The sequence below is a fragment of the Streptosporangium sandarakinum genome (assembly GCF_050942225.1).
Taxonomy (GTDB): domain Bacteria; phylum Actinomycetota; class Actinomycetes; order Streptosporangiales; family Streptosporangiaceae; genus Streptosporangium; species Streptosporangium nondiastaticum.
In genome coordinates this window covers 2482499-2507533 of sequence record NZ_CP192034.1, presented here as the reverse complement: position 1 = coordinate 2507533, position 25035 = coordinate 2482499, and the positions used below count along the sequence as shown (strand labels likewise).

At 74.4% G+C, this 25035-nt stretch carries 21 protein-coding genes; 11 read left to right on the top strand and 10 right to left on the bottom strand.

The features are described from left to right. Positions 1-12: 12 nt before the first annotated feature. The 4 genes from ACQP10_RS11765 to ACQP10_RS11750 form a co-directional block, all read right to left on the bottom strand. On the bottom strand, positions 13-732 hold the full coding sequence (locus ACQP10_RS11765; RefSeq protein ID WP_346020389.1) for a GntR family transcriptional regulator: 720 nt from the start codon (positions 730-732) through the stop codon (positions 13-15). A 91-nt stretch (positions 733-823) separates the two neighbouring features. After that, on the bottom strand, positions 824-1849 hold the full coding sequence (locus tag ACQP10_RS11760) for a 6-phosphofructokinase (protein WP_179818512.1): 1026 nt from the start codon (positions 1847-1849) through the stop codon (positions 824-826). A 452-nt stretch (positions 1850-2301) separates the two neighbouring features. Then, a complete protein-coding gene (locus ACQP10_RS11755) occupies positions 2302-3837 on the bottom strand; it encodes a N,N-dimethylformamidase beta subunit family domain-containing protein (protein WP_399499607.1) in 1536 nt (511 codons plus the stop codon). A 249-nt stretch (positions 3838-4086) separates the two neighbouring features. Then, positions 4087-5076, bottom strand: a complete 990-nt coding sequence (locus ACQP10_RS11750) for a lactonase family protein (protein WP_433541350.1) — start codon at positions 5074-5076, stop codon at positions 4087-4089. Between the two features lie 307 nt (positions 5077-5383). Here ACQP10_RS11750 and ACQP10_RS11745 point away from each other — a divergent pair, with 307 nt between their 5' ends. After that, entirely contained in the window at positions 5384-6295 is a 912-nt protein-coding gene (locus ACQP10_RS11745) for a bifunctional helix-turn-helix transcriptional regulator/GNAT family N-acetyltransferase (RefSeq protein WP_433541349.1), read from the top strand. 441 nt (positions 6296-6736) lie between these two features. Then, positions 6737-9892 (top strand): KAP family P-loop NTPase fold protein, encoded by a 3156-nt coding sequence (locus ACQP10_RS11740; protein ID WP_433541348.1) that lies wholly within the window; start codon positions 6737-6739, stop codon positions 9890-9892. A 23-nt stretch (positions 9893-9915) separates the two neighbouring features. On the opposite strand, the gene ACQP10_RS11735 is transcribed toward ACQP10_RS11740, so the two are convergent. Beyond that, positions 9916-10140, bottom strand: coding sequence for a DUF6203 family protein (locus tag ACQP10_RS11735; RefSeq protein WP_433541347.1), 225 nt, complete (start codon positions 10138-10140; stop codon positions 9916-9918). A gap of 203 nt (positions 10141-10343) precedes the next feature. On the opposite strand from ACQP10_RS11735, the gene ACQP10_RS11730 reads away from it, so the two are divergent. Together ACQP10_RS11730 and ACQP10_RS11725 are read left to right on the top strand one after the other, a co-directional pair. Beyond that, on the top strand, positions 10344-11855 hold the full coding sequence (locus ACQP10_RS11730) for a glycosyltransferase family 39 protein (RefSeq protein ID WP_433541346.1): 1512 nt from the start codon (positions 10344-10346) through the stop codon (positions 11853-11855). A gap of 138 nt (positions 11856-11993) precedes the next feature. Next, positions 11994-12788, top strand: a complete 795-nt coding sequence (locus ACQP10_RS11725; RefSeq protein ID WP_433541345.1) for an MOSC domain-containing protein — start codon at positions 11994-11996, stop codon at positions 12786-12788. Between the two features lie 86 nt (positions 12789-12874). Here ACQP10_RS11725 and ACQP10_RS11720 read toward each other — a convergent pair whose 3' ends face one another. Both ACQP10_RS11720 and ACQP10_RS11715 read right to left on the bottom strand, forming a co-directional pair. After that, positions 12875-13417 carry a GNAT family N-acetyltransferase gene (locus ACQP10_RS11720; protein WP_399499610.1) on the bottom strand — a complete coding sequence of 181 codons (543 nt, stop codon included), beginning with the start codon at positions 13415-13417 and terminating at the stop codon, positions 12875-12877. A 129-nt stretch (positions 13418-13546) separates the two neighbouring features. Further along, positions 13547-14014, bottom strand: a complete 468-nt coding sequence (locus ACQP10_RS11715) for a Dps family protein (RefSeq protein ID WP_179818520.1) — start codon at positions 14012-14014, stop codon at positions 13547-13549. Between the two features lie 109 nt (positions 14015-14123). Between ACQP10_RS11715 and ACQP10_RS11710 the strand changes: the two genes are divergently transcribed. The 6 genes from ACQP10_RS11710 (at position 14124) to ACQP10_RS11685 (ending at position 21956) form a co-directional block, all read left to right on the top strand. Next, positions 14124-14903 (top strand): MerR family transcriptional regulator, encoded by a 780-nt coding sequence (locus tag ACQP10_RS11710; protein WP_433541344.1) that lies wholly within the window; start codon positions 14124-14126, stop codon positions 14901-14903. After that, complete coding sequence (locus ACQP10_RS11705) at positions 14900-15031, top strand: hypothetical protein (protein ID WP_433541343.1); 132 nt, start codon at positions 14900-14902, stop codon at positions 15029-15031. Before ACQP10_RS11710 ends, ACQP10_RS11705 begins: the two co-directional genes overlap by 4 nt. Continuing rightward, a complete protein-coding gene (locus ACQP10_RS11700) occupies positions 15028-17664 on the top strand; it encodes a VIT domain-containing protein (RefSeq protein ID WP_433541342.1) in 2637 nt (878 codons plus the stop codon). Before ACQP10_RS11705 ends, ACQP10_RS11700 begins: the two co-directional genes overlap by 4 nt. A gap of 345 nt (positions 17665-18009) precedes the next feature. Continuing rightward, positions 18010-19602 (top strand): DUF885 domain-containing protein, encoded by a 1593-nt coding sequence (locus ACQP10_RS11695; protein ID WP_433541341.1) that lies wholly within the window; start codon positions 18010-18012, stop codon positions 19600-19602. Positions 19603-19941: 339 nt separating this feature from the next. Then, a complete protein-coding gene (gene mmuM, locus ACQP10_RS11690; protein ID WP_389997943.1) occupies positions 19942-20805 on the top strand; it encodes a homocysteine S-methyltransferase in 864 nt (287 codons plus the stop codon). Between the two features lie 179 nt (positions 20806-20984). Further along, entirely contained in the window at positions 20985-21956 is a 972-nt protein-coding gene (locus tag ACQP10_RS11685) for an acetylxylan esterase (RefSeq protein ID WP_346020404.1), read from the top strand. 178 nt (positions 21957-22134) lie between these two features. Here ACQP10_RS11685 and crcB read toward each other — a convergent pair whose 3' ends face one another. The 3 genes from crcB to ACQP10_RS11670 form a co-directional block, all read right to left on the bottom strand. Next, the gene (gene crcB, locus ACQP10_RS11680) at positions 22135-22509 is read right to left on the bottom strand and encodes a fluoride efflux transporter CrcB (protein WP_346020405.1); all 375 of its coding nucleotides are present in this window, start codon (positions 22507-22509) and stop codon (positions 22135-22137) included. After that, the gene (locus ACQP10_RS11675; protein WP_433541340.1) at positions 22506-23174 is read right to left on the bottom strand and encodes a fluoride efflux transporter FluC; all 669 of its coding nucleotides are present in this window, start codon (positions 23172-23174) and stop codon (positions 22506-22508) included. Before ACQP10_RS11675 ends, crcB begins: the two co-directional genes overlap by 4 nt. A gap of 107 nt (positions 23175-23281) precedes the next feature. After that, entirely contained in the window at positions 23282-24079 is a 798-nt protein-coding gene (locus ACQP10_RS11670; RefSeq protein WP_346020407.1) for a lysophospholipid acyltransferase family protein, read from the bottom strand. Positions 24080-24228: 149 nt separating this feature from the next. Here ACQP10_RS11670 and ACQP10_RS11665 point away from each other — a divergent pair, with 149 nt between their 5' ends. Next, complete coding sequence (locus ACQP10_RS11665; protein WP_179818529.1) at positions 24229-24993, top strand: alpha/beta hydrolase; 765 nt, start codon at positions 24229-24231, stop codon at positions 24991-24993. The last annotated feature ends 42 nt before the right edge of the window (positions 24994-25035 follow it).

Sequence of the window (25035 nt, the reverse complement as noted above, 5' to 3'; positions counted from 1 at the left end):
GAGGGTCGGACCTTACGCGTCGTTCGTCGGATACGGCTGAGGCCGTACGGAATGTTGGGTGGCCGGGGCTTCGTCGCTCGCCCGGGACGGCCACGGCGAGCCGTGCGTCGCCGTGAGGTGGCTCAGCAGGGCCGAGGCGAAGGCGGCGGCGTCGCCGTCGCGGAGGTGGCCGAGGAGGGCCTCGTGCTCGTCGGCCAGCAGGGAGAGCCGCTCCGGTCGCGGTCTCAGCGCGGAGATGCTCATGCGCCGCTGCCGGTCGCCGAGGGTGGCGTAGAACCGGTCGGCCAACCGGTTCCCGGACGCTTCGACGATGCAACGGTGGAACGACTCGTCGGCCTCGGCGAACCGGTCGACGTCGGCGGTCTCGGCGAGGGCGCGCTGGCGTCTCAGCAGCTCCCGCATCCTCTCGTGGTGCTCGTCCGGCAGGCCGGTGCGCGCGATGCGCTCCGCCGCGGACCGTTCGAGCGCCAGCCGCAGGTCCAGCACGTCCGCCGCCTCTCCCGGCGGCACCGGCACCACCACCGCGCCGCGCTTGGGGTGAAGCGTCAGCAGTTCCTCCGACGCGAGGCGCAGGAACGCCTCCCGGACGGGCGTCCTGCTCACGCGCACCCGCTCGGCGATCTCCCCCTCGCTGATGAGGCTGCCGCCGGGCAGCTCACCGGAGAGGATCAGCTCCTTGGTCACCGTGTACGCCGTGTGGGCGGCGGAGGGGCGCTTCGCGGGTTCGGCCATACAAACAGCCTACCGGCATAGATACATTGTTGTATCTATGCCGGTAGGCAAGAGACCCGGCGACTCCCGTCGGCCGGCCCGGCGACTCCCGTCAGCCGAAGAAGACCTCCGCCTCCTCGTAGCGTCCGACCGGCACCGTCTTCAGCTCCTTGGTGGCCTCGCCGAGACCGGCCCGGACGATGTCGGTGCCCCGGAGCGCCACCATGACGCCGAACTCGCCGTCGTGGACGGCGTCGATGGCCTGCAGGCCGAACCTGGTGGCCAGGACCCGGTCGAAGGCCGTGGGCGTGCCGCCGCGCTGGATGTGGCCGAGCACGGTGGTGCGGGCCTCCTTGCCGGTCCGCTTCTCGATCTCCTTGGCCAGCATCTCGCCGATGCCGCCCAGCCGGACGTGGCCGAACGCGTCGAGCTCGCCGGCCTGGAGGGTCATCTGTCCCTCGATCGGGTGGGCGCCCTCGGCGACCACGATGATCGGCGCGTACCGGGTCTGGAAGCGGGACTCGACGTAGGCGCAGACCCGGTCGATGTCGAACGGCTTCTCCGGGATGAGGATGACGTTGGCGCCTCCCGCCATGCCCGCGTGCAGGGCGATCCACCCGGCGTGGCGGCCCATCACCTCGCAGATCAGCGCCCTGTGGTGGGACTCGGCGGTGGTGTGCAGCCGGTCGATCGCCTCGACGGCGATGTTGACGGCCGTGTCGAACCCGAAGGTGTAGTCGGTGGCGTTCAGGTCGTTGTCGATGGTCTTCGGCACGCCGACGACCTTGACGCCCTGGTCGAAGAGCTGCTTGGCGACGCCGAGGGTGTCCTCGCCGCCGATGGCGATCAGGGCGTCGACCCCGGCCTCGGCCAGGTTGCCCTTGATCTTCTCGACACCGCCTTCGATCTTGAGGGGGTTGGTCCGGGAGGAGCCCAGGATGGTCCCGCCGCGTGGCAGGATGCCTCGGACCGCCTGGATGTCCAGTGGCACCGTCTCACCTTCGAGCGGGCCGCGCCAGCCGTCGCAGAATCCGACGAACTCGTGTCCGTAGACGCCCACACCCTTGCGCACGACGGCGCGGATCACGGCGTTCAGTCCGGGGCAGTCGCCGCCCCCAGTTAGCACTCCGATACGCATGGCATCCTCCGGTGGTTCCGAAACAAGACAGCCAAACCGAATGGGGTGACACGACCGGCGGGGTCTCCCGCGCCGACTTCACGCATTCTGCCTGCTGAAAGACCAATGGTCTAGACCAAATGGAGGAGACTTCGACGATGTCCGCACCTCCCCTGGCCGGTGCGCCGGCGGGCCCGTTTCCGGGTGTCCGCGGCGCCGGGCCGGGCCGGTGCGGTCCGGGAGGAACGAGGGGGTACCTTCCCCCATCCGGGCCGCGCGACACGGGCCCCGCCGCATGATCCGGGCCGACCCCTATGTCGCTCGGGGACCGGCCCGATCCGGCCGCGGCGCCTCCGGGGACCGGCCGTACGGGCCGCCGCGGGCTCCTCCGCCCGTCGCCCGTACGGCCCCCGCCCCGGAGCCCTCCGGGCGTCGCCCGTACGGGCCCCCGCCATGGACCCCTCCGGGCAGGGTCAGCGCGCGCCGAGGCCCACCGTGGCGAGGTTGTCCTCGGCCGGGTGGCTGCGCCCGGCCGGACCGGCGGCGAAGGCCCGCAGGATGTTCACCGTGCTGCGGCGGACGAACGCCCTGGCCTGCCCGGTGACGCCGTGCCCGCAGCGGGCGCCGCGCAGCGCGCAGACCCAGCGCATCGTGCCGGAGTTGAACACCCCGGCGCCGCTCGGCGCGGTGTAGTAGGCGCTGTGCGCGACCGTGGACCGCCCGCCGCAGTCGACGGGCGAGACCGACAGCACCTCCATGGGGCGGGGCGCGTCCCGGCCGATCCGGTCGGTCTCCACCCCCGCCATGCCGGGGAAGCGGGTGCCGCGTCGTACGCCGGTGCCCCGGAAGATCCAGCTCCCCGGGCGGTGGACCACGTAGGCGGCCTCGGCGGGATAGCAGTCGTACATCGGCCCGGTCAGCGAGCTCTCCGGGCGGTGGTCGCGCCACAGGTCGGTGCGGGGGTCCTCGGCGGCGTCCTTGTGGCAGACGACCAGCCGGCCGGGGCCCAGCCGCGTCGCGGCGAACCTGATCCGCCAGTAGACGGCGTTGGCGCCGAGGAAGGCGATGTTGACGCCCCGGTCGCGGGCGGTCTCGACGGCGCGGCGCATGCGCGGCGACCAGTACTCGTCGTGCCCCAGGGAGACCAGGCCCCGGGCGCCGTCGAGGGCGTGCGGGTCCTCGTCCAGGTCCACGCTGGTGAGGTAGGCGAGCGGGACGCCGGTGCGCTCGGCGAGGGCGATGGCGTCGTACTCCATGTCCAGGAACAGCCGGGCGCCGGAGGTGTCGTAGGGGCGGTCGAAGCTGACCGCCCGGGAACGCTCCTCGAAACCCCCGGGGCCGACGTAGAGGCTGCGGCCGCCCCAGTAGTTGTACGCCTGCCAGGTGGTGACCGCGTTGACGACCGCCATGCTCCCCCGCGCCGAGGCGGACCTGACGGTGACGGGGACGTAGCGGCCGCCTCCGGTGGCGGCGTCCAGGCGGATCAGGTAGGAACCCGCGGGCCAGCCGGTGGTGTCCACCTCCGGTCCCGGCCTCCAGTGGTCGGCGGTCACCGTGCGGGTCGCGGCGACGACCTTCGGGGCAGGCTGCCGGACGCCGGGCAGCCCGGCCACCCGCCACACCCGCCGCGCGCCGGCTCCGCCGTACCAGCCCATCCGGAAGGCCGTGGCGGTGTAGTGGTCGGCCGTGGTCGAGACGTACAGCCGGAACCTCTCCCCCGGCAGCACGCTGACCCGGTCGGCGAACCCCTCGATCTCGTGCGCGGCCCCGAGGCGGCGCAGCCGCCAGTGCGGGTCGCCCGGCCTGGCGTTCTCGGCGGCGGTGGCGCCTCCGGCGGCCCCGGGGTTCCCCGCGGCGGCGTCCCCGCCGCGGGCGTCACCGGGCGCGGCGGAGCGGGAGCCGGAGGGCGCGAGGGTGCCGGCGGGGTGACGGGTGGCGGCCGCGCACCCGATGACCAGAGCCATGGTCACCAGCAGGGTGACCGCCAGATGCGAGGGCACGCGAGACATGCCCGGCATCATCGCCGCCCGCCGGGCGCCCCGTCCGCGACTTGACCGGTCCTTGGCGCTTCGGCGGCGGAACGCGGACCCGGGCGGCCGCCGCGGAGGCGGAACGGACCCGGCGCGAGGACCGAACGGCCGCCGCGGAGGCGGAACGGGCCCGGTGAGCGGCCCGGACCCCGCGTCCCGGACGGCCGTGGCGGACGGGGCCGGTGTCCCGGACCACCGCGACGGGCGGGGTGCCGGGGCGGGACCCGGTCAGGACAGCGGCAGGACGCACGAGGGCGTGCCGACGGCGAACACCCCCGCGGCGTCCCCCGGGACGCCGTCCCTCATCGGCAGTACGGCCACGCCCGCGGACCGCTGGTTGGCCACGTACATCCGGTCACCGGCGACGGCGAAATGCCGGGGCCACGCGCCGCCGCAGGGCACCTCGGCGACCCGTTCCAGGTCGGGCACGGAGAACACCGCGATCGTGTCGGGGCCCCGGTTGGCGACGTAGACGAAGCGCCCGTCCCCGGACGCCTCCAGGTGCGAGGGGTGGTTCTCGCCATCGGCCGCGCCGGCCGGGACGGCCCGGACCTCCCGCCAGCCGTCGTCGCCGGCGTCGTAGGCGCGGACCGTGCCGTCCAGTTCCCCGGCGACGTACCAGCGCTCCCCCACCCGGGCCATGTGCCGGGGGCCCATGCCCTCGGCCAGCCGTACCGGGCCGCCGGGGTGCGGCGTCACCCGGTCCCCGGCCCGGCCGGGGCCCGGGACCAGGTAGCGGCGGATCTCGTCCGTGCCCAGGTCGGAGACGTACAGCACGCCGTCGGGCCCGAAGACGGACTGGTGGGCGTGGGAGTCCTCGCGGTGCGGGAAGACCTGGGGGGCGGCGAGGGCGCCGGTCTCGTCGATGGGGTACACGCTGACCACGCCGTCGCCGTAGTTGGCCACCGACAGCAGGGTCCCGGAGGGGTCGACGGCCAGGTGGCAGGGGGTGTTCCCCTCGCTGGGCCGCCGGTCGGTCTCGGTGAGCGTCCCGTCGGCGGCACGGGCGAAGACGGCGACCGTGCCGGGTTCCCCCTCGCCCACCGCGTACAGGACCGGCAGCCGGGGGTGGGCGGCGAGGAACGACGGGCTCGGGGCGGGCGTCTCCGCGACCCGGGTGAGTCCGGCCGGCTCCATCAGGGTGATCCCCGGGCCGGTGCCCTCGGTCCCCGGCGTGCCGCCCGGTGTGTAGCCGCCGATGTACGCGATCTCCGCCATCATGCTCCCGCAGCCGTGGAGGCCGGCGCGCGGCCCCCGAACCCTTCCTGACCTTCCCGTGCCGTTCTGGGCCTTCCCGGGCCCTCCCGGGCGTTCCCGGACCCTCCCGGGTCTTTTCGCCCGTCCCCGCCAGTCTGCGAACCTAGCGCACCCCCTGCCCGTTCCGGGAGGCGCCCCTCCGAGGAGGACCGGGTGACCCGGGAGGCGCGCCGGGCGGGCCGGGCCCGGGGGACACCGCGTGCCGCCTTCCCGCGAGGGCCCGGTTGATTCATTGACTCAGTCACATAAATGGTTGATCGTGTCATACATGATTTCGGACATCGACCGCCGTGTGGCGGAGATCCGCGCGTTCAACCGCTTCTACACCGGTGTCATCGGCGTGCTCCACCAGGGCATCCTGGACACCCCTTACTCCCTCACCGAGGTGAGGGTGCTGTTCGAGCTGAACGGCGGAGACCGGATGGAGACCGGCGAGCTGCGGCGGCTGCTCGGTCTCGACGCCGGCTACCTGAGCAGGATCCTCGGGCGGTTCGAGAGCGACGGCCTGGTCACCCGCGAGCGGTCGGCGGCCGACGCGCGGCGGCAGGTGGTCTCGCTGACCGCCGCCGGCCGCGCCACGTTCGCGGCCCTCGACGAACGCTCGGCGGCCGAGGTGCGGGGCCTGCTGGAGGGGATCACCGAGGAGGACGCGCGGCGGCTGGTGGCGAGCATGGCGGCCATCCGGGAGGTCCTCGCCCCCGCCCGGCGGGCGGAGCCGTACGTCATCCGCCCGCCGCGCCCCGGCGACCTGGGATGGGTGGTGCACCGGCACGGCGTGCTCTACAGCCAGGAGTACGGCTGGGGCGCCGACTTCGAGGCGCTGGTGGCCAGGATCGTGGCCGACTACGTGGACCACCACGACCCCCGGCGCGAGGCCGGGTGGATCGCCGAGGTGGACGGCGAGCGGGCCGGATGCGTGTTCTGCGTCCGCAAGGACGAAGGGACGGCGCTGCTGCGGATGCTGCTGGTCGAGCCGTCCGCCCGGGGGCTGGGGATCGGCGGGCGGCTCGTCGGCGAGTGCGTGGCCTTCGCCCGGGCGACGGGCTACCGGCGCATGGAGCTGTCGACCAGGAGCGTGCTGACCAGTGCCCGGCGGATCTACCGCGCGGCGGGCTTCGAGCCGGTCGAGGAGCGGCGGCTGGATGACCTCGTCGAGGAGATCTGGGCGATGGACCTCTGACGCGCTCCGCCCGGGAGGCGCGGCGGAGGCCGAGTCGGGATGGAGGGCGGACAGGTGAGGATGACCGGAAGCCGGGGCGGGCGGTGGCCGGTGCGGTGGAGCCGCCCCCGGCGCGGCGTCGCACGCCGGGCGAAGGCAAAGTTCTCGCAAGGACACGGGTGGGCGTCCTTCAAATCTGGCCGCCCTATCATCAAGATCCGCATCTGGGGACGCCTGCGGGTCCACAGTGGATCCACGTGACTCCTTCGCTCCCCGAAGAGAGCGGCTTCTCGCTTTCCTCGGCCGAGGTGGGCGACGGACAAGCCCTGCCCGTTTCGAACACAGGAACCATATCAAGGAAGCGATTCCCCTGTCGGGTGAACCCGGCAGTGCCCTCACCAGATCCGATGGGTCTCACGCGGACCCCGCGTGAGACTCCCCGCCGCCGCCCCGGGAGGACCGTTGAGCGAAGGACTCGCGTTCGCCGACCCGATCCCCGAGACCCCCGGGGCCGCCACCCGGACGGGCGCGCGACGGGCCCTGGTCTTCCTGGACTCGCCGCCCGCCACACCCGACCGGCCCTTCGACCCCCCGGCCGCCGGACGGCCGGACACCCGCCTGGCGGCGGTGCTTCGCGCCGAGGGCTTCACCGTCGACGCCCGCCCCGGCGAGGGCGCGCGGGCCGACGGCGGCCGGGTGTGGGACTTCCTGCGGTCGGCCGGGGACGGCGACGTGCTGATGATCCGGCTGCCCGGCGGCAACGCCTGGACCTCCGGCCAGCTCGGCTCCATGATCGGCGCGTTCGGACGGCGGGTCGGCGAGTCGGCGGCGGCGGCCGTGCTGCTGGTCGTGGACTTCGGCTGGAGCGCCCTGGACGGCTCGGCCCCGCCGGTCAGGCAGCTCGGCGTGGCCGGGGAGCCCCGCCTGTCCGCGGCGGCGCTCACCCTGGCCCTGCGGTTCGGCGAACCCGCCCACGGCCCCGCCCCCAGCCTGACCGGCGTCCTGGCCGACGGCCTGGCCGCCCTGGCGGCCGACCCGGCGCGCGGCGCGGTCACCGTCGGCGACCTGCACGCCCACGCGCTGCGCCACTACGCCGCCGTCTCCTCCCCCCGCACCCCCATCCTGCTGGCGTACGGCCCCGCCGCGGACGTCCCGCTGACCCGGCCCCGTCTCCCGGCCACGCCCGCGCCCTCGCCGGTGCACGCCGCCTTCGCCCGCACCCTCACCGTGCTCGGCGACCCCGCTCCCCCGGCCTCGGGCACCGAGATCGTGCGGCGGGTCTACGAGCTGCACCTGAGCGAGCACGCCCGGCAGGTGCTGCGCGGCGCCTCCCTGCTGGAGGAGGGCGAGCCGGTCGAGGAGATCCTCGGCGACGCCGCCGAGCTGCGGCACTGGGGGCTGCTCGGCGAGACGGCCCTGTTCGCCCACCCCGACGTGCGGGCCTTCGGCTACTCCCGGCTGAGCCCGGCGGAGCGGGCGCGGACGTCGGCGCTGCTGCGGCGGTGGCGGGCCGGGCGGCGGGCCGTACAGCCCCGGGCCAGGCTCACCGCCGACCGGTGGACCACCGACGACCAGCTCGGCCACCGGATCTACGCCGAGGCGATCGCCGCGTTCGTCCGCCACCCCGAGACCCGGCCGCCGCTCACCATCGGCGTCAAGGGTCCGTGGGGCGCCGGCAAGACCTCCCTGATGCGGATGATCCAGGACCTCCTGGACCCGGGGGCCGCCGGGGACGGCCCCGCCGAGATCCACCTGCCGGACCCCGGCGGGGCGGGCGACCTGACCAACGCCGAGGTGCTGTCCAGGGCCGGACGGCGGCGGCGCGGCGGCGCGGGCCGGGCCGAACCCGGGGCCCTGCCGGTGCGGCGGGCCGACTGGCGGCCGACGGTGTGGTTCAACCCGTGGATGTACCAGAGCGGGGAGCAGGTCTGGGCCGGGCTGGCTCACGAGATCATCAGCCAGGTCACCCGGCGGCTGCCCCGCACCGAACGAGAGCGGTTCTGGCTGGAGCTGAACCTGTCCAGGATCGACCCCGAGGCGGTCCGCCGCCGCGCCTACCAGCTCGCGGTGACCCGGCTGGTGCCGCTCGCCCTCGGCCTGCTCGCCGCCCTGGTCCTCACCGGCGCGCTGCTCGCCGGGGCCGCTCTGCTGCCGGCGTTCGCCGCCCTGCTGTCGAACGCGGCCGCCGCGGTCGGCGCGGCCGGGGCGGTCACCGCCGTCGGGGCGGGAGCCGTACGGCTGGCGAGGTTCTTCGGGGAGTCGGCCGGCAACGCCTTCTGCGACCTGGTCAGCCAGCCGGACCTGTTCGCCCCCGGCTCGGCCGACGGCCCGGCGGGCGAGTTGCTGAGCGGCCCCGGCTACCGGTCCAGGGCGGGTTTCCTGCACCTGGTGCAGACCGACATGCGGCAGGTGCTCGACCTGGTGGCCACCGAGGAGCGGCCCCTGGTGGTGTTCGTCGACGACCTGGACCGGTGCTCGCCGGGAACGGTGGCTCAGGTCATCGAGGCGATCAACCTGTTCCTCGCCGGGGAGTTCCCCAACTGCGTGTTCGTGCTGGCCATGGAGCCGGAGGTGGTGGCCGCGCACGTCGAGGCCGCCTACCGGGAGCTGGCCGAGACGCTGCCGGACGACGGGCGGTCCGGGCTGGGCTGGCGGTTCCTGGAGAAAATCGTGCAGTTGCCGCTGAGCGTGCCGCTGCTGGACGACGCCGACCGGCTGCCGGCCTTCGTCCGGGCGCTGCTGGGCATGCCGGAGGTCACCGACGCCCCGGGGACGGGTTCCGATGGGGAGGCCGGGGACCGGCGCTCCGCGGGGAACGGCGGGGCCGAGGAGGCCGAAGACGCGGGCGGGGACGGGGACAGGAACGCCGCCGGGACGCCCTGCCCGGACGTCCCCGGGGCGCGCACGCCGCTCGACGTGCCGCTCGCCGTACCCCGGCCGGGGCCGGTGAGGCCGCCGGACCCGTCGCTGGTGAGCCGTCTGGAGGACGCGATCTGGGCGCTCCGGCCGACGGCCGCGACCCTGGACGAGGCGGCGCGGCGGGCCCAGGAGGAGTTGGGCGTGGACTGCTCGGACGCGATCGGCGGGCTGGCCACGGCGACCCGCGAGGCGGCCGACCGGGTCTTCGACGAGCTCTACAGCGACGAGAACGCCTACCGGGCCATCGAGTTCGTCCTGCCTGCCCTGATGTTCTTCAACCCCCGGGAGATCAAGCGCTACGTCAACGTCTTCCGCTTCTACTCGTTCATCGCCTACCGGCGGACGCTCGCCGGGGCCGCCCCCGCCTCCGACGGGGAGGTCGCCAAGCTGGCGGCGCTGACCATCCACTGGCCGCACCTGCTGACCTCCCTGGCCCGGGAGACGGGCGGGACGACCGCGCTGGAGCGGCTGGAGGCGGCCGCGGGCGACGACGCCGCCTGGGAGCGGGCCGTACGCGAGTGCGGGCTGGCGGCGGTCCGCGAGGCGGGCCCCCCGGGGCCGTACGGGCCTCCGGGACCGTCCGGGCCGTGGGGACCGCCGGGGACGGACGGCGACGGGGACGTCGCCCACCTGGACCCGCTGCGGAACCTGCTGCGCTTCCCGCACCCCGTCGCCGCCCTGGCCCGCCACCTCCTCTGAACGCCCCGCCTCCCGGGGGGCGGTCACCGCCGTACGGTCGCCTGCTTGCGGCCCCGGGCGGAGGGTCCCCGCCAGGTGGGGACGTTCCTGGAGCCGCGGCCGGGCTGACGCAGCGTCTCCTTGCGGGGATCGGCGGCCTGGTCGCGGCGGCGCTTGCGCATGATCAGCCATCCGGCCCCGAGCACGGCGAGCCCGAGGGGCGTTTTGGAGAGCCAGCGGGTCACCACGAGCTGCAGGATCCTCTTCATCTTCTCCCTCTCTCAGCTAGCCTCCGTCTCCTCTACCCCGGCCCCCGCCCCGCATGCCAGACGACGGCCTCAGCCGCCCGGCCCGCGGCCATGGCGGCTGACCTGCCCGGACCTGCTACTACGGTGAACGGGTGCGCGCAGTCCTCCCCCGACGACCCCGCCCCCGGACCGGAAGCGGCGCGACCGCCTCATGGCGCCGCCGGGTGGCCGTCGCCGTTCCCCCGCTGATGGCCGCCGCCATCGCCGGATGGGGGATCACCGTGCCGTCGCTGTGGCGGGACGAGTCGGTCACCGGCATGGCCGCCCGCATGTCCCTGCCCGAGCTGCGGGCGCTCCTCGCCGACATCGACACCGTCCACGCCCTGTACTACCTGCTCATGCGGCCGTTCGCCGCGCTCGGCGCCTCCGGCCCCGTCGAGCTGGCGCTGCGGCTGCCGTCGCTGCTCGCGTTCGCCGCCGCCGCGTACGGCGTGGCCGTCCTGGGCCGCCGCCTCGCCGGTCCGGCGGCCGGCCTGTGGAGCGGCCTGCTGTACGCCGTCCTGCCGATCATGTCCCGCTACGCCCAGGAGGCGCGCGGCTACGCACTGGTCAGCGCGGTCGCCGTGCTGGCCACGTGGCTGCTCGTCACGGCGCTGGAGCGGCCGTCACGGCGACGGTTCGCCGGGTACGGGGCGGCGGTCGCCCTGCTCGGGTGGCTGCACCTGTACGCCCTGCTCCTGCTGGCCGCGCACGCCGTCGCCGTACTCGCCGCCGGACGGGCCGTCCCCGGGACGCGACCGCCGCGGCGACCCCGGTCCTCTCCCACGTCACACCCGCCGCGAGGGCCGCTGCGGCCGCCGTGGCCGCCGTGGCTGCTCGCCGTGGCCGGCGCCGGGGTCGTGCTGGCGCCGCTCGTGGTGGTCGCGGCCGGTCAGCGGGACACCCAGTTGTTCTGGCTGCGCTCCCCCGGTCCGCCGGAGCTGGCGGCCTTCCCGATCGGGGTGGCCGGGAGCGCGGCCGGGGCGGCGGCGGTGTTCGGCCTGGCGGTGTGGGGCGGATGGTCGGCCCGCCGTACGCCGCTCGTCGCGGCCTGGGCGGTCCTGCCGTTCGCGATCTCGTTCGCCGTGTCGCAGGTGGCGCCGATCTACCATCCCCGGTACGTGCTGGTCGTGGTCCCCGGGATCGCGCTCGCCGCCGGGATCGGCCTGACCCGCCTCGCCGCGACCGCGGGCCGATGGCGGTTCGCGGTCGCCGTGCCCGCCGTCCTGCTCGTCGCCGCGACGGCCCTCCCGGCGCACGAGGCGCTCCGCACGCCGGACAGCCGCCCCGACGACCTGCGGTCCCTGGCCGCCACCCTCGACGCCGAGGTGCGGCCCGGTGACCGGGTGCTCTTCGTGCCGTACCGATACCGGCTGTTCGTCGCCGTCTACGGCGGGCCGTACGAGCGTCTGGTGGACCTCACCCGCGCGCCCGGCCGGTACGAGCCGCGCACCGCCTCCGAGTTCACCGCCGCGGCGGCCGGGGCGAGCCGGATCTGGCTGGTGTCGGCGCGGATCAACAGGGTCTACGCCGCCGACCCTCGTCTGGTGGCGCTCAGGAGCGCCTTCTCCGCCGCCGGGCCGACCAGGCGGTTCGGCTCCATCCGTCTCACGCTCTACCGGCCCCGCGCCGGGGTGGAGCGGCGGTCCGGCGGCGCCCGTGACGCCGCCACCTCCACACCTGCGCCGCCGGCCTGACGGACGGCGACCGATTCCACGGCCGCGCCACCGAAGAGCAGGCGAACCCCCATTCCGGACGGGCCCGTGCCTCCGCTCCGGACGTCCAGTGGGCACGCTCCCATATTCCAGGAGAGCGCTTCCTCCTATCCTTGGCCGATGGAACTAGCGGAGATCCGCACCTACCCCATCAAATCCACCAAAGGCATCCTCCGCCCATCCGCCCGAGTCCTCCCCTGGGGCCTGGAAGGCGACCGCCGCTGGGGCGTGGTGGACCCGCTGGGAGAACTGATCTGGGTGGGCGAACACCCCCGCCTCCTCTCGGTCTCGGCCGCCGAGACCCCCGAAGGCGGCCTCCGCCTGTCGGCGAAGGGCATGGGCGAGCTCAGGGTCCCCCCGGCCACCGGGGACACGGTCCCGATGGGTTGCTCCAACCTCGACCGAGCCATGCTCGCCCACGCCGACGCCCATGAGTGGTTCACCCGCCTGCTCGGCAGGCCCGCCCGCCTCATCCGGCTGGACGAGCCCGCACGCCGGGCCGGTGCCGGGGAGTACGCCGGCCTTTGGGACGGGCCCCTCCATCTCGTCTCCAGGAGTTCGCTCCAGCGCCTGGACGACTGGATCGCCGAAGGCGCCCTGGACCGCGGGGAGCACCCCCCGGGCCCCCTCGACATCGCTCGCTTCCGGCCCAACGCCGTCATCGACGGCGCGGAACCCTTCGCGGAGGACGCCTGGGCGTCGGTCGGCATCGGCGAGATCGACTTCCGCGTCTCGGAGTCGTGCGACCGCTGCGCCGCCACCATCTGGGACCCCACCACTCAGGAGCGCGGCAAGGAACCCCTGAGAACCCTGGCCGAACACCGTCGCTGGGACGGAAAGACCTGGTTCGGCATCCGCCTGGTGCCCAGGAACCTCGGCGAGCTGAGAGTCGGCGACGAAGTCCGGCCAGGCTAGCCGGTCAGGCGCCCCGTGGCCGCCTTCGATGGCGGCCTTCGATGGCGGCCTTCGATGGCGGCCGAATCCCCGGACGGCGCCGCGGCCTAGCCCTTCGGGTCCGGCTTCCAGTCCTGGACGAGGAGACCGAGCAGCACCTCGTCCAGGAACTCGCCCATCACCCAGGCCGCCGAGCGCAGCACGCCCTCGCGGACGAAGCCGTTGCGCTCGGCGGAGCGCAGCATCGCGGCGTTGTCCGCCAGCGTCTCGATCTGCAGCCGATGCAGGCCGCGCACGACGAAACCGTAGTGGCACAGCACCGCGACCACGTCGGTGCCGTAGCCCTTGCCGCGGGCCGACGGCCGCAGCCCCAGCCCGATGTGCGCGGACCGGCTGTGGTTGTCGATGCCCCACAGCGTCGCGGCGCCGACCAGCGTGCCGCCGTCCAACTCCACGACCGAGAAGGAGGCGTGCCCCTGCTCCTTGTCGTCCACCGCGAACTGCGAATCCTTCGAGCCGGGCGTGATCGGCCGCCACGGCTGGCCCACGGACCGCGAGGTGTTGACCACGTCGTCGTAGAGCTCGGTCTGCAGAATCGGGATGTCGTCCTCGTGCCGGGCCCTGAGCCCGACCTTGTCACCTCTCAGCACGCGAGCTTCCTATCGGACCGGGCCGGTCGGCGGCAAACCGATAAGAACTCCGAACGGAACGGCGCTCCAGCCTCGATCAGGCCGGAGCGCCGGGGACGCGCCGGGCGGGTCCGGCGCGGCGAGGCGGACCTAGCGCTGGGCCTCCAGCATCCAGTGGTGCTTCTCCAGGTCCTGGGTGATCTCGATGAGGATGTCCTGGGTCACCGGGTCCGGCTTCTCGGTGGCGGCGACGCGCTCCCGCATCCGGCGGATGATGGACCCGAGGATGTCCGTCATGGCGGCGACGACCTTGCCGTCGTTTATGTAGCCCGCTTCCAGCTGCGGCAGCTCGTTCGTGTTGGCCAGCGTGGACGGCCGGCCGTCGGGGTTGCATCCCAGCGCCACCGCGCGTTCGGCGACGGTGTCGGCGTGCTCCCGGGCGGCCGCGACGATCTCGTCGAGCTGCAGGTGCAGGGAGCGGAAGTTGTGGCCGATCACGTTCCAGTGCGCCTGCTTGCCCACGAGCGAGAGGTTCAGCAGGTCGACGAGCGATCCCTGGAGGGTCTCGCCGATGACCTTCTTGTTCTCGGGAGTGAGCGGGCTGGTGATCGTGGACATGAGATATCTCCCCGTTCTCGTCTTATGTCCTTCTATGTCCCAAACGCCCATACCCACCGAACGGCTCCTTATGTTGACAGTGTCATGATGACAGTGTCACTGTGGGAACATGGAGTGGACGATCGGCGAACTGGCCGAGCAGGCGACGGCCCTGCTGGGTCCCACCGCCCAGCTCAGCGGGCGCGTCAGGGACGTGCCCAACGAGCGCCTCATCCGGTGGTACGCCACGATCGGGCTCCTCGACCCGCCCCTGACCCGCCGGGGCCGCGTCGCCCTGTACGGCAGGCGCCACCTGCTCCAACTCGTCGCCGTCAAGCGCCGCCAGGCCGAGGGCCGGACCATCGCCGAGATCCAGGCCGAGCTGGCCGGAGCCACCGACCGGACGCTGGAGGCGATCGCGGACATCCCCGAGCCGCCCGCGGGGTCACCCGCCGGACCGTCCGCCGGGCCACCGGCCGCGCCGCGTGCCGCGCGCCCGCGCTTCTGGGCCACGCCGCCCGCCGCGACCGGAGCCGTACCCGCCCCTCCCCGCCGTCCGGCGCACCTCCGAACACTTCCCCGTCATCGGCCGCGCCGCCCGGCGCACCGCCGAGCATCCCGCGGTCGCCCACCGGCCGCCCGCCCGCCGTACCCGCCCCTCCCCCGCGACCGGCGGCGCCCGGGGCCGCTGCGCGGCCCCTCCGGCGCGCGCCCCGCCCGGCCGGGAGCCGGCCCGCACCACACCCGGAAGCCGGGCCGCCCACCTCCTCGCCCGCCGCCGTGGGGCCGCAGTCCCCCGGCACGAAGCCTCAGCCTCCGGACACGCCGGCCACCGCGAGGCCGCAGGCCCCGCCCCCGAGCGGGCCGCCGGCCGTGGCCGTCCACGGCGTACGGCTCGCACCGGGCGTGACGCTGCTGCTCGACGGCGGCCGCGCGCCCTCCCCGGACGACCTCATCGCGATCGGCGCCGCGTCCCGGGCGCTCCTCGCGGTCCTGCGTGAACACGACCTCATCCCTCCGGAAGGAGAGCAGCGATGATCAGCTCGATAGGAACGCTCAGCCCGGAGGAGTACGCGCCGGTCCCGGACGCCGGGCTGGGCGCGCTCGCCACCGAACGCGGCAACCTGCCGCTGGAGAGCGTGGACGTCACCGCCGCGGTGTCCGGGCTGGTCGCCGGGGCCGAGGTGACCCAGGTCTTCCGCAACCCGCACGACGTGGCGCTGGAGGCCACCTACGTCTTCCCGCTGCCCGACCGGGCCGCCGTCACGGCCTTCCGGATGGAGGCGGACGGCCGGGTCGTCGAGGGGATCCTCAAAGAGCGGGGGCAGGCCAGGGCCGACTACGACCGGGCCCTCGCCGAGGGCAGGCGGGCCGCGATCGCCGAGGAGGACCGGCCCGACGTCTTCACCATCAGGGTCGGCAACATCGTGCCCGGCGAGCGGGTCACCGTACGCCTGACGCTCAGCCAGCCGCTGCCGTACGAGGACGGCGCCGCGACCTTCCGCTTCCCGCTGGTCGTGGCCCCGCGCTACATCCCCGGCGCCCCGCTCGACGGCGAGCGCGCCGGCGACGGCCGGTCACCGGACACCGACGCGGTCCCGGACGCCTCCCGGATCACCCCTCCGGTGCTGCTGCCCGGTTTCCCGGCCCCGGTACGGCTCTCGCTCGCGGTCACCGTCGATCCCGCCGGGCTGGAGCTGCGGGGGATCCGCTCCAGCCTGCACGCGGTCCTCCAAGAGGACGGCGAGGAGGGCGTGACGGTCGGCCTGCGGCCCGGCGAACGGCTGGACCGCGACTTCGTCCTGCGCCTGGCCTTCGACGCCTCGACCTCCCTGACGCTGGTCCCCGACCCGGCCGGAGCGGCTTCCGGAGCGCGCGAAACGTCCGCCGGAGCGGCCGGGACGGGCGCCGAAGCGGCCGGGCAGGTTCCCGGTGCGGGCGAAACGCCTTCCGGCACGACCGGCGCGGCCGAACCGGCCGGGGGGACGTTCACGCTGACCGTCGTGCCCGGCCCCGCGCCCGCCGCGACCGGTTCCAAGGACGTCGTGCTCGTCCTCGACCGCTCGGGCAGCATGGGCGGCTGGAAGATGGTCGCCGCCCGGCGCGCCGCCGCGCGCATCGTCGACACCCTCACCGACGGCGACCGGTTCACCGTGCTGTCCTTCGACCACGTGGTGGAACGGCCGGCCGGGCTGGGCGAGGGATTGGTGGAGGCGACCGACCGCAACCGCTACCGGGCGGTCGAGCACCTGTCCCGGCTGGAGGCGCGCGGCGGCACCGAGATGCTGGCCCCGCTGGAGGAGGCCGTCGCGCTGCTGAACGGCCGCCCGGGTCCCATGCCCCCCGGACGTCCCGGAGCGCCCGGGGACCCCGCCCGGACGGCCGGCACCGTGCCCTCCGCCGGTTCCGCGCCCTCCGGCGGCCCCGCCGGTCCGGCCGGTGCCGTCGGTTCCGCCAACGCCGCCGGTCCGGCCGACCGCGTCCTGGTCCTGGTGACCGACGGCCAGGTCGGCAACGAGGACGAGATCCTGGAGCGGATCGGCGGCGGGCTGGCGGGGACGCGGGTGCACACGGTCGGCATCGACCGCGCGGTCAACGCCGGGTTCCTCGGCAGGCTGGCCGGTCTCGGCGCGGGCCGCTGCGAGCTGGTGGAGTCGGAGGACCGGCTGGACGAGGCGATGGAGCACATCCACCGCAGGATCGCCGCCCCGCTGGTCACCGACCTGTCCCTCGAGGCCGACGGGCTGAGCCTCGTCCCGGACACGACCGGCCGCCTCGGCTCGATCCACCACGGCGTGCCGCTGACCGTCCACGGCCGGTACCGGGGGGACGCGGCCGGAGCGCTGACCGTCCGGGGACTGGACGCCGCCGGGCGGCCGTGGGAGCGCAGGGTCACCGGCGTCCGGGGGAGCAACCCGGCCATGCGGGCGATCTGGGCGCGCGCCCGGCTGCGCGAGCTGGAGGACCGCTACGCCGCCGGGGACCGGTCGCTGGAGGAGGAGATCGTGGCGACCTCCCTCGGGTACGGCGTGCTCTGCCGGTTCACCGCCTTCGTCGCGGTCGACTCCAGGGTCGTCGCCGAGGGCGGCCCGGAGCACCACGTGATCCAGCCGGTGGAACCGCCCTCCGGCTGGGCGGGATCGGGCGGCGCGCCGATGGCGATGATGCAGGCCGCGATGCCCATGATGCCGGTCGCGGCCACCGGGCCGATGCCTGCGCCCGGCGGCCCGGCCCCGTCCGGCCCTTCCCCGGAGTTCGGCGGCCCCGCCCCTGCCTTCGCGCCCGCCCCGGGCTTCGCCCGCGCGGCGAAGGCGCCGGCCCCGCGGGTGTCCGGTACGGCCCGGCCGTCGGAGACGCTGCGGGTCAGGCTCGGCGAGGAGCTGGAGCGGCTGCGCGCCGCGGAGTCCCTCCCGGCGGCGGCGAAGCTGCGCTACCTGGACGACCTGGGCAGCCGCCTCGCGGCCCTCGCCGCGTACCTGGGCGGCCACACCGGGCTCGCGGCCCTGGCCGAGGAACTGCAGGCCGGCGGCGACCCGGACGCGCTGTGGCGCCGGGCCGTCGAGGTCCTGTCCGCCCTCCGTGACTCCGCCGGATCCGGCGGGCCGGGTGAGCCGGGTGGGACCGGAGGCTCCGGCGAGCCCGGCCGGCGCCGGCCGTTCTGGAAGCGCTGAACGGACGCGTTCTCCCGATCCGGAGGACGCGTCCCGCCCCGGACCGGGAGGCCGCCCGGCTCCGGGGCGGAACGGGTCCGGGTCCGGGTCCGGAACGGGTCCGGGTCCGAGGCCGAGGCGGGAACGGGTCCGAGGCCGAGGCGGGAACGGGTCCGAGGCCGAGGCGGGAACGGGTCCGAGGCCAGGTCCGAGGCCGGGACAGGTCCGGTGGAAGGGAGGGACGCCATGCCCTCGAACGGTCCAGGCCGGGCGCCCGGCGGCCCGGAAAACGCCGGGCTCCCCGGCTGACCGGTGGGTTACAGTGCCGGGGTGACCAGCCCGATATTTGCGCTTTGCGATGAGTACGTGACCCGCTCGGCGGCCCTCGACCCGGTCGCCGCCGGCATGGACGGCATGGACGTCCCGTTCGCCCCGGCCACCGACTACAGCCCGGAGGGCCACGCCGCCCGCGCGTCGCTGATGAAGGAGACCCTGTCCAGGCTCTCCTCCCTGGAGCCGCTCGGCGAAGCCGACGTGCGGGCCGCCGCCCACCTGCGGGAACGGCTGGAGGCCGAGCTTGGCCTGCACGAGACCGGCGAGCACCTCCGCGCGGTGTGCGCGCCGTTCGGGCTGGTCTGCGAGCTGTGGGAGAGCACCGACCTGCTGCCGCACCGCACCGAGGACGAGTGGCGCGACGTCGCGACGCGGCTCGCGGCCATCCCCCGCATGCTCCAGGGCTGGCAGACGAGCCTCTCCGCCGGTCTGGAACAGGGGCTGCGGGCCGCGCGCCGGCAGGCGCTGGAGGCCGCGGTCCAGGCCGCGCGTTTCGCGGAGGACCGCACGCACGGGTCCCTGGTGGACGCCTACGGCGACGGCCCGCTCCGGGACGAGCTCGCCGAGAGCGCCGCCGCCGCGCACGCGGGCTACGCCGAGGCCGCCCGCTACCTGCGCGAGAAGTACGCGCCCCGGGCGAGCGAGGCCGACGGGGTCGGCGCCGAGCGGTACGCCGTGCACTCGCGCCTCCAGCTCGGTGCCGACATCGACCTGGTCGACGCCTACGAGTGGGGCTGGGCCGAACTGGCCCGCATCGAGGCCGAGCTGGCCGCCGAGGCCGACCGGGTGCGGCCGGGCGCCTCGGTGGAGGAGGCGACCGCGATCCTCAACGAGACCTACTACGTCGAGGGCCGGGACGCCTACCGGGAATGGCTGCAGGAGCGCCACGACCGGGCGATCGAGCGGCTGCACGGCACCCACTTCGACATCGCCGAGCCGCTGCGCCGGGTGGACGTCGTGCTGTCCTTCGACGCCAGCGCGGGCGCGGCCTCCTACATGAGCCCCAGCGAGGACCTGTCCCGGCCCGGTCGAACCAACTGGCCCGTGACCCCGGGGCGGGACCGGTTCGAGGTCTGGAACGAGCTGACCACCGTCTTCCACGAGGGCGTCCCGGGTCACCACCTCCAGATCGGCACCACGCGGGTGGTCGGCGACGGCCTGTCGCGCTTCGGCCTGGCCTCCTGGGTGAGCGGGCACGGCGAGGGCTGGGCGCTGTACGCCGAGCGGCTGGCCGACGAGCTGGGCTGGTTCGACGAACCGGGCACCCGGCTGGGCATGCTGGCCGGGTCGGCCCTGCGGGCGGCCCGGGTCGTCATCGACCTCGGTGTCCACCTGGACCTGCCGCTGCCCGACGGCTCCCGGTGGACCTTCGAGCGGGCGTGCGAGGTGCTGCGGGACCGCGGCCGCTGCGAGCCGCACCGGGTGCACAACGAGGTGGTCCGCTACTTCGGCTGGCCCGCGCAGGCCCCCTCCTACAAGCTCGGCGAGCGTGCCTGGCTGGCCGCCCGCGAGGAGGCCCGGCAGCGGCTGGGCGCCGGCTTCGACCTGCGGCGCTGGCACACCGCGGCGCTGGAGCTGGGCCCGGTGGGCCTGTCGAGCCTCACCGAGGCCCTGCGCCGGCTCTGACCGGCGGACGGACCGGCCCACCACGCCCCGGCGTCACGGACCGGTCCGCCCACGCCCCGCCCGTCCGGCCTCGCCCGCCCCGGCGTCACGGACCGGCCCCTGCCCGTACGGCCCGGCGTCGCGAACCGGCCCCTGCCCGTACGGCCCGGCGTCGCGGACCGGCCGCCGGTCGGGCGGACGGCCGGCCCGCGGTAAACCCACGCCGGTCACATGGATTTATTACCTCCGCCCCCAGTGATCCGCGGGGTGGCGGGAATGCTGTCCTCCCGGCCCGAGCGGGCCCTTTCCGAAGATCTTCCGGACGGCGGGACGTCGCCTCCGGTGCCTTAGGGTGGCGAGATGGTGATTCTGGACGGCGGACTGGCCACACATCTGGAGACGCTCGGCGCGGACCTCAAGGACGAGCTCTGGTCGGCGAAGCTGCTGGTGGAGGACCCTTCGGTGATCCGGCAGGCGCACCTCGACTACTTCCGCGCCGGAGCCAACGTCGCGATCACGTCGAGTTACCAGGCCAACGTCCCGGCGTTCATGCGCCGCGGGCTGAGCGCCGCCGAGGCCGAGAACCTGATCCTGCTGTCCGTTCGCCTGGCCATGCAGGCCCGCGACCAGTACGGCGAGGGCACCGTGGCGGCCAGTGTGGGACCGTACGGGGCCTCCCTCGCCAACGGCGCCGAGTACACCGGCGAATACGACCTCGACGAGGACGGTCTGGTCGGCTGGCACCGGGACCGCTGGCACATCCTCGCCGGCAGCGGCGCCGACCTGATGGCCTGCGAGACCATCCCCTCCTACACGGAGGCCAGGGCGCTGGCCCGGCTGTTCGCCGAGACCCCCCGGATGCGGGGATGGGTGAGCTTCTCCTGCCGGGACGGCGAGCACATCAACGACGGCACCCCGCTCAAGGAGGCCGCCGCGCTGTTCGCCGGCGTCCCGCAGGTGATCACCGTCGGCGTGAACTGCACGGCGCCGCGGCACGTCAACAGCCTCATCGGGCAGGTCCAGGGCAAGCCCGTGATCGTCTACCCCAACTCCGGTGAGACCTGGGACCCGGCGGGCCGCCGCTGGCTCGGCCTGGCCGACCCGGTCGAGTTCGGCGCCGCGGCGGCCGAGTGGCACGCCGCCGGCTCGAACTTCATCGGCGGCTGCTGCCGTACCACGCCGGAGCACATCCGCCAGATCCGGCGGCACCTGAGGACCGGCTGAGCGGCGGGACTTCCCTGGCGCCGGGCTTCCCGGGCGGTTCCGGGAAGCCGCCCATCCCTGGCGCAAACAACGGCTAATCGCGACAATAACCCCAACAACACCGCTTTGTACCGCCGGTACGGCGCGGCACCGGCCGGGTCCTCCCGGCCTTCGCGCACGCCCCGATCCCGGGAGACCTCTTGTTCGTCGACATGCCGCTGGCACAGCTGCTGGAGTACCGTCCCGACCGTCACGAGCCCGAGGGGTTCGACGCCTTCTGGGAGCGCACCCTGGCCGAGAGCCGCGCCCACGACCTGGGCGCGGTCTTCACCGAGGTGGAGACCGATCTCGCGCTGGTGCGCGTCTTCGACGTCCGCTACGCGGGTTTCGGCGGGCACGAGATCCGGGGCTGGCTGCTCGCGCCGGCCGCGGCCGAGGGGCCGCTGCCGTGCGTGGTGCAGTACATCGGCTACGGCGGCGGCCGGGGCCTGCCGCACGACTGGCTGACCTGGCCGGCGGCCGGCTGGGCGGTCTTCGTGATGGACTCGCGCGGGCAGGGCGGCGGCTGGCGCGTCGGCGACACCCCCGACCCGGTGGGGGGCACCGGCCCGGAGGTGAGCGGAAAGCTCACCCACGGGGTGCTCGACCCGGACGACTACTACTACCGGCGCCTGTACACCGACGGGGTCCGGGCCGTCGAGGCCGCCCGGACCCACCCCCTGGTGGACCCCTCCCGCGTGGTCGTCTCGGGCGGCAGCCAGGGCGGCGCCATCGCGATGGCGGTCAGCTCGATGGTCCCGGACCTGCTGTTCGCCTTCATCGACGTGCCGTTCATGTCCCACATCCGCCACGCCGCCGTGATCACCGACGAGGACCCCTACGCCGAGCTCGGGCGCTTCCTGAAGGCGCACCGCCACCGCTTCGACCAGGTGTTCGCCACCCTCGACCACTTCGACGGCGTGAACTTCGCGGCCCGCAACACCACCCCGGCGCTCTTCTCGGTGGGGCTGCGCGACGGCGTCACCCCGCCGTCCACGGTGTTCGCGGCCTACAACCACTACGCGGGCCCCAAGGACATCCGGGTGTGGCACTTCAACGGGCACGAGGGCGGCGAGTCCGCCCAGGTGACCGAGCACCTGAGGGTGGCGCGGAAGCTGCCGGCCGGCCGCTGAACGCGGCCGGGCCGCCGGTCCGGAGCCCGTACGGGAGGCTGCACGGGAGCCCGGTCCGGAGGCTGTACGGGAAGCCGGACCGGAGCCCGTACGGGAAGCCGGCCCGGAGTCCCTACGGGAGGCTGTACGGGAAGCCGGACCGGAGCCCGTACGGGAAGCCGGGCGGGGACGGCGGCGGTCAGCCGGTGAAGGCGCGGGCCAGCGCGAAGCCGACGGTCGCCGCGCCCAGGCCGGCGGCGACCGAGGCGGCGACGTTGGCGACGGCGAGCGTCCTGGCCCCGCTCTCGGCCAGCCGCAGCGTCTCGTAGGAGAACGTCGAGTAGGTCGTCAGCGCGCCGCAGAGGCCGGCGCCGAGCAGCAGCTGCGGGCCGGTGCCCACGATCCCGGACAGCACCGCCCCGGTCAGCGCGCCCAGCATCAGCGAGCCGGTCATGTTGACGACGAGGGTGCCCCAGGGGAAGGTCGTGGCGTGGCGGGCCTGGACGGCGCGGTCGATGAGGTAGCGCAGGGGCGCGCCGAGGGCGCCCCCGAGCAGCACCAGCAGCCAGCTCATCGCGCCCTCCCGTCGGTCCTCGGCCTCTCCGGCCCCTCCCCGGCTCCCCCCGGTCCCCGCGTCCTCTCCGCCTCCCGCGTCCTCCGCGCCTCCGACGGCGCCCGCCGCTCCGCCGCTCCGGCACCGGCATCGCTTCCGGCTCCGGCGCCGACTCCGGTTTCGATACCGACTCCGGTTTCGGCACCGCCTCCGGCTTCGCTCCCGGAACCGGCCCCGGACAGGAGCCCGCGGGCGACACGTGACCCGGCGGTCACCGCGATCAGGGCTGCCACGGGGGTGGCCGCGAGGTAGGCGAGGGCGACGCCGGGCCGCCCGCCGAGCAGCAGGCCCTGGATGTCCACCGAGAAGGTGGAGAAGGTGGTGAACCCGCCCAGCACCCCGGTGCCCAGGAACGGCCGGACCCAGGCCGGGGCCGCCGACGCGGCGGCCAGGACCGCCATGAGGACGCCGATCAGCAGGCAGCCGACCGCGTTGACGCCCAGTGTGGTCCACGGGAAGGAGCCGTCCGGGGTGGGCCACAGCAGGCCGGCGCCGTACCGGGCCGTGGCTCCGGCGGCACCGCCGGCGGCGATGAACGCCAGGACGGCGTGGTGCGAGCGGCTCAGCTCGCCCCGCTGGCGTTCGTCGGTGAGATCGACGTCGGAGTCGATGGGCTCGGCGGCCATGACAGCCAGCTTAGGGTCCGCCCGGCGGGCTTCCTTCACTCCCGGGCCCTCCCCGGCGGCCGTCCGGGACCGCTCCCGCCACGGCGAGGAGCCGTCGGACGGAGGCCCTAGTCGTGCCCGGAGTCCTTGGCGTTCTTGGCGGCCTTGGCCTCCTTGGCCGCACGGGCGGCCTCCTTCGCCGCCTCTTTCGCCGCCTCCTTGGCGGCGCGGGCGGCGTCCTTGGCGGCGCGGGCCGCCTCGGCCTTGGCGGTGGCGGCGTACTTGTCGACGTACTCCTGGCCGGAGAGCTCCATCAGCGCGTACATGATCTCGTCGGTGACGGCCCGCAGGACGAGGTGGTCCTCCTCCATCCCGTGGTAACGGGAGAAGTCGAGCGGCTTGCCGAACCTCACCCCCGGGCGGATGCCCAGCTTGGGCAGCGGGCGGCCGGGGGGCATCATCTCGAAGGTGTTGACCATCACCCAGGGGATGACCGGCACGCGGGACTCCAGCGCCAGGCGGGCCACTCCGGTCTTGCCCTTGTAGAGGCGGCCGTCGTGGGTGCGGGTGCCCTCCGGGTAGATCGCGAGCACGTGCCCCTCGGAGAGGATGCGCTTGCCGGTGCGCAGCGCGGCCTCGCTGGCCTTGCCGCCGGAGCGGTCGATCGGGACCGTGCCCACGCCGCTGAAGAACGCCTTGCTGGCGACCCCCTTGAGGCCGCTTCCGGTGAAGTAGTCGGACTTGCCGAGGGTGATCACCTTGCGCGGCAGGGGCAGCGCCCCGAAGAAGTGGTCGGCGAACGACAGGTGGTTGCCGGCCAGGATCACCGGCCCCTCCGCGGGTACGTTCTCCACCCCCTCCGCCCACGGGCGGAAGATGAGATGGAGGAAAGGCCAGAGGATGGCCTTCACCACCCAGTAGAACACGCGGGGCTCCTTCGGTTGACAGGCGTCGAACTGGAGTTATCTTCGCACTTTCAGACTCAGCCAACTACACCGCGAAACCACCCAAATCCACCCCTCGCAAAACACGGCCCACTCGTGCGACGATCGGGCGGACCTGACAAGGAGCTGCGATGCCAGTCATGCCTGGTGCGGAACCGTACCACCACAGAGGTGGACAGATAGGCGTGCTGCTCTGTCATGGATTCACCGGTTCGCCCCAGTCGCTGCGCCCCTGGGGCGAATATCTCGCCGCGGCCGGCCTGACCGTGTCGCTGCCCCGCCTGCCGGGCCACGGCACCACCTGGCAGGAAATGAGCCACACCCGCTGGGAGGACTGGTACGCCGAGCTGGACAAGGCGCTGGCCCGGCTGCGGGCCGACTGCGCCGAGGTGTTCGCGATGGGCCTGTCGCTGGGCGGCTGCCTGGCGCTGCGGCTGGCCGAGGTGCACGGCCAGGCGATCAGGGGCGTGGTGGTCGTCAACCCTTCGGTGGCCAACGACGTCCCACTTCTGAGGCTCGCGCCGCTGCTGCGGCTGGTGGTCTCCTCCGTGCCGGGAGTGGCCGGGGACATCAAGAAGGAGGGGGTGTCCGAACTGGGGTACACGCGCACGCCGGTCAAGGCCGCCGCCACCCTCCCCCGGCTGTGGGCCCTGACCCAGGCCGACCTGGGAAAGATCACCCAGCCGGTGCTGGTCTTCCACAGTCCGCAGGACCATGTGGTGAAACCGACCAGTGTGCGTATTCTGCGTGAGAGGCTGACGAGGGGGAATCTCGATGTGGTGGAACTCCGCGACAGCTATCACGTCGCGACGCTCGACAACGACGCCGAACAGATCTTTGCGAGGAGCCTGGAGTTCATCGACACGAACGCCTCTGTACCCTTGCAGGGAAGTTGAACGCGGGTGGGGGATGTGCGGTTTCCGGGAGAAAGAGGCCGC

Coding starts and splice junctions, on each gene's coding strand:
- ACQP10_RS11735 (WP_433541347.1), bottom strand. CDS start 10,140: ATGAAGAGGATCCTGCAGCTCGTGGTGACCCGCTGGCTCTCCAAAACG.
- ACQP10_RS11765 (WP_346020389.1), bottom strand. CDS start 732: ATGGCCGAACCCGCGAAGCGCCCCTCCGCCGCCCACACGGCGTACACG.
- ACQP10_RS11725 (WP_433541345.1), top strand. CDS start 11,994: ATGGAACTAGCGGAGATCCGCACCTACCCCATCAAATCCACCAAAGGC.
- ACQP10_RS11750 (WP_433541350.1), bottom strand. CDS start 5,076: ATGGCGGAGATCGCGTACATCGGCGGCTACACACCGGGCGGCACGCCG.
- crcB (WP_346020405.1), bottom strand. CDS start 22,509: ATGAGCTGGCTGCTGGTGCTGCTCGGGGGCGCCCTCGGCGCGCCCCTG.
- ACQP10_RS11665 (WP_179818529.1), top strand. CDS start 24,229: ATGCCAGTCATGCCTGGTGCGGAACCGTACCACCACAGAGGTGGACAG.
- ACQP10_RS11755 (WP_399499607.1), bottom strand. CDS start 3,837: ATGTCTCGCGTGCCCTCGCATCTGGCGGTCACCCTGCTGGTGACCATG.
- ACQP10_RS11760 (WP_179818512.1), bottom strand. CDS start 1,849: ATGCGTATCGGAGTGCTAACTGGGGGCGGCGACTGCCCCGGACTGAAC.
- ACQP10_RS11710 (WP_433541344.1), top strand. CDS start 14,124: ATGGAGTGGACGATCGGCGAACTGGCCGAGCAGGCGACGGCCCTGCTG.
- ACQP10_RS11715 (WP_179818520.1), bottom strand. CDS start 14,014: ATGTCCACGATCACCAGCCCGCTCACTCCCGAGAACAAGAAGGTCATC.
- ACQP10_RS11745 (WP_433541349.1), top strand. CDS start 5,384: ATGATTTCGGACATCGACCGCCGTGTGGCGGAGATCCGCGCGTTCAAC.
- ACQP10_RS11700 (WP_433541342.1), top strand. CDS start 15,028: ATGATCAGCTCGATAGGAACGCTCAGCCCGGAGGAGTACGCGCCGGTC.
- mmuM (WP_389997943.1), top strand. CDS start 19,942: ATGGTGATTCTGGACGGCGGACTGGCCACACATCTGGAGACGCTCGGC.
- ACQP10_RS11675 (WP_433541340.1), bottom strand. CDS start 23,174: ATGGCCGCCGAGCCCATCGACTCCGACGTCGATCTCACCGACGAACGC.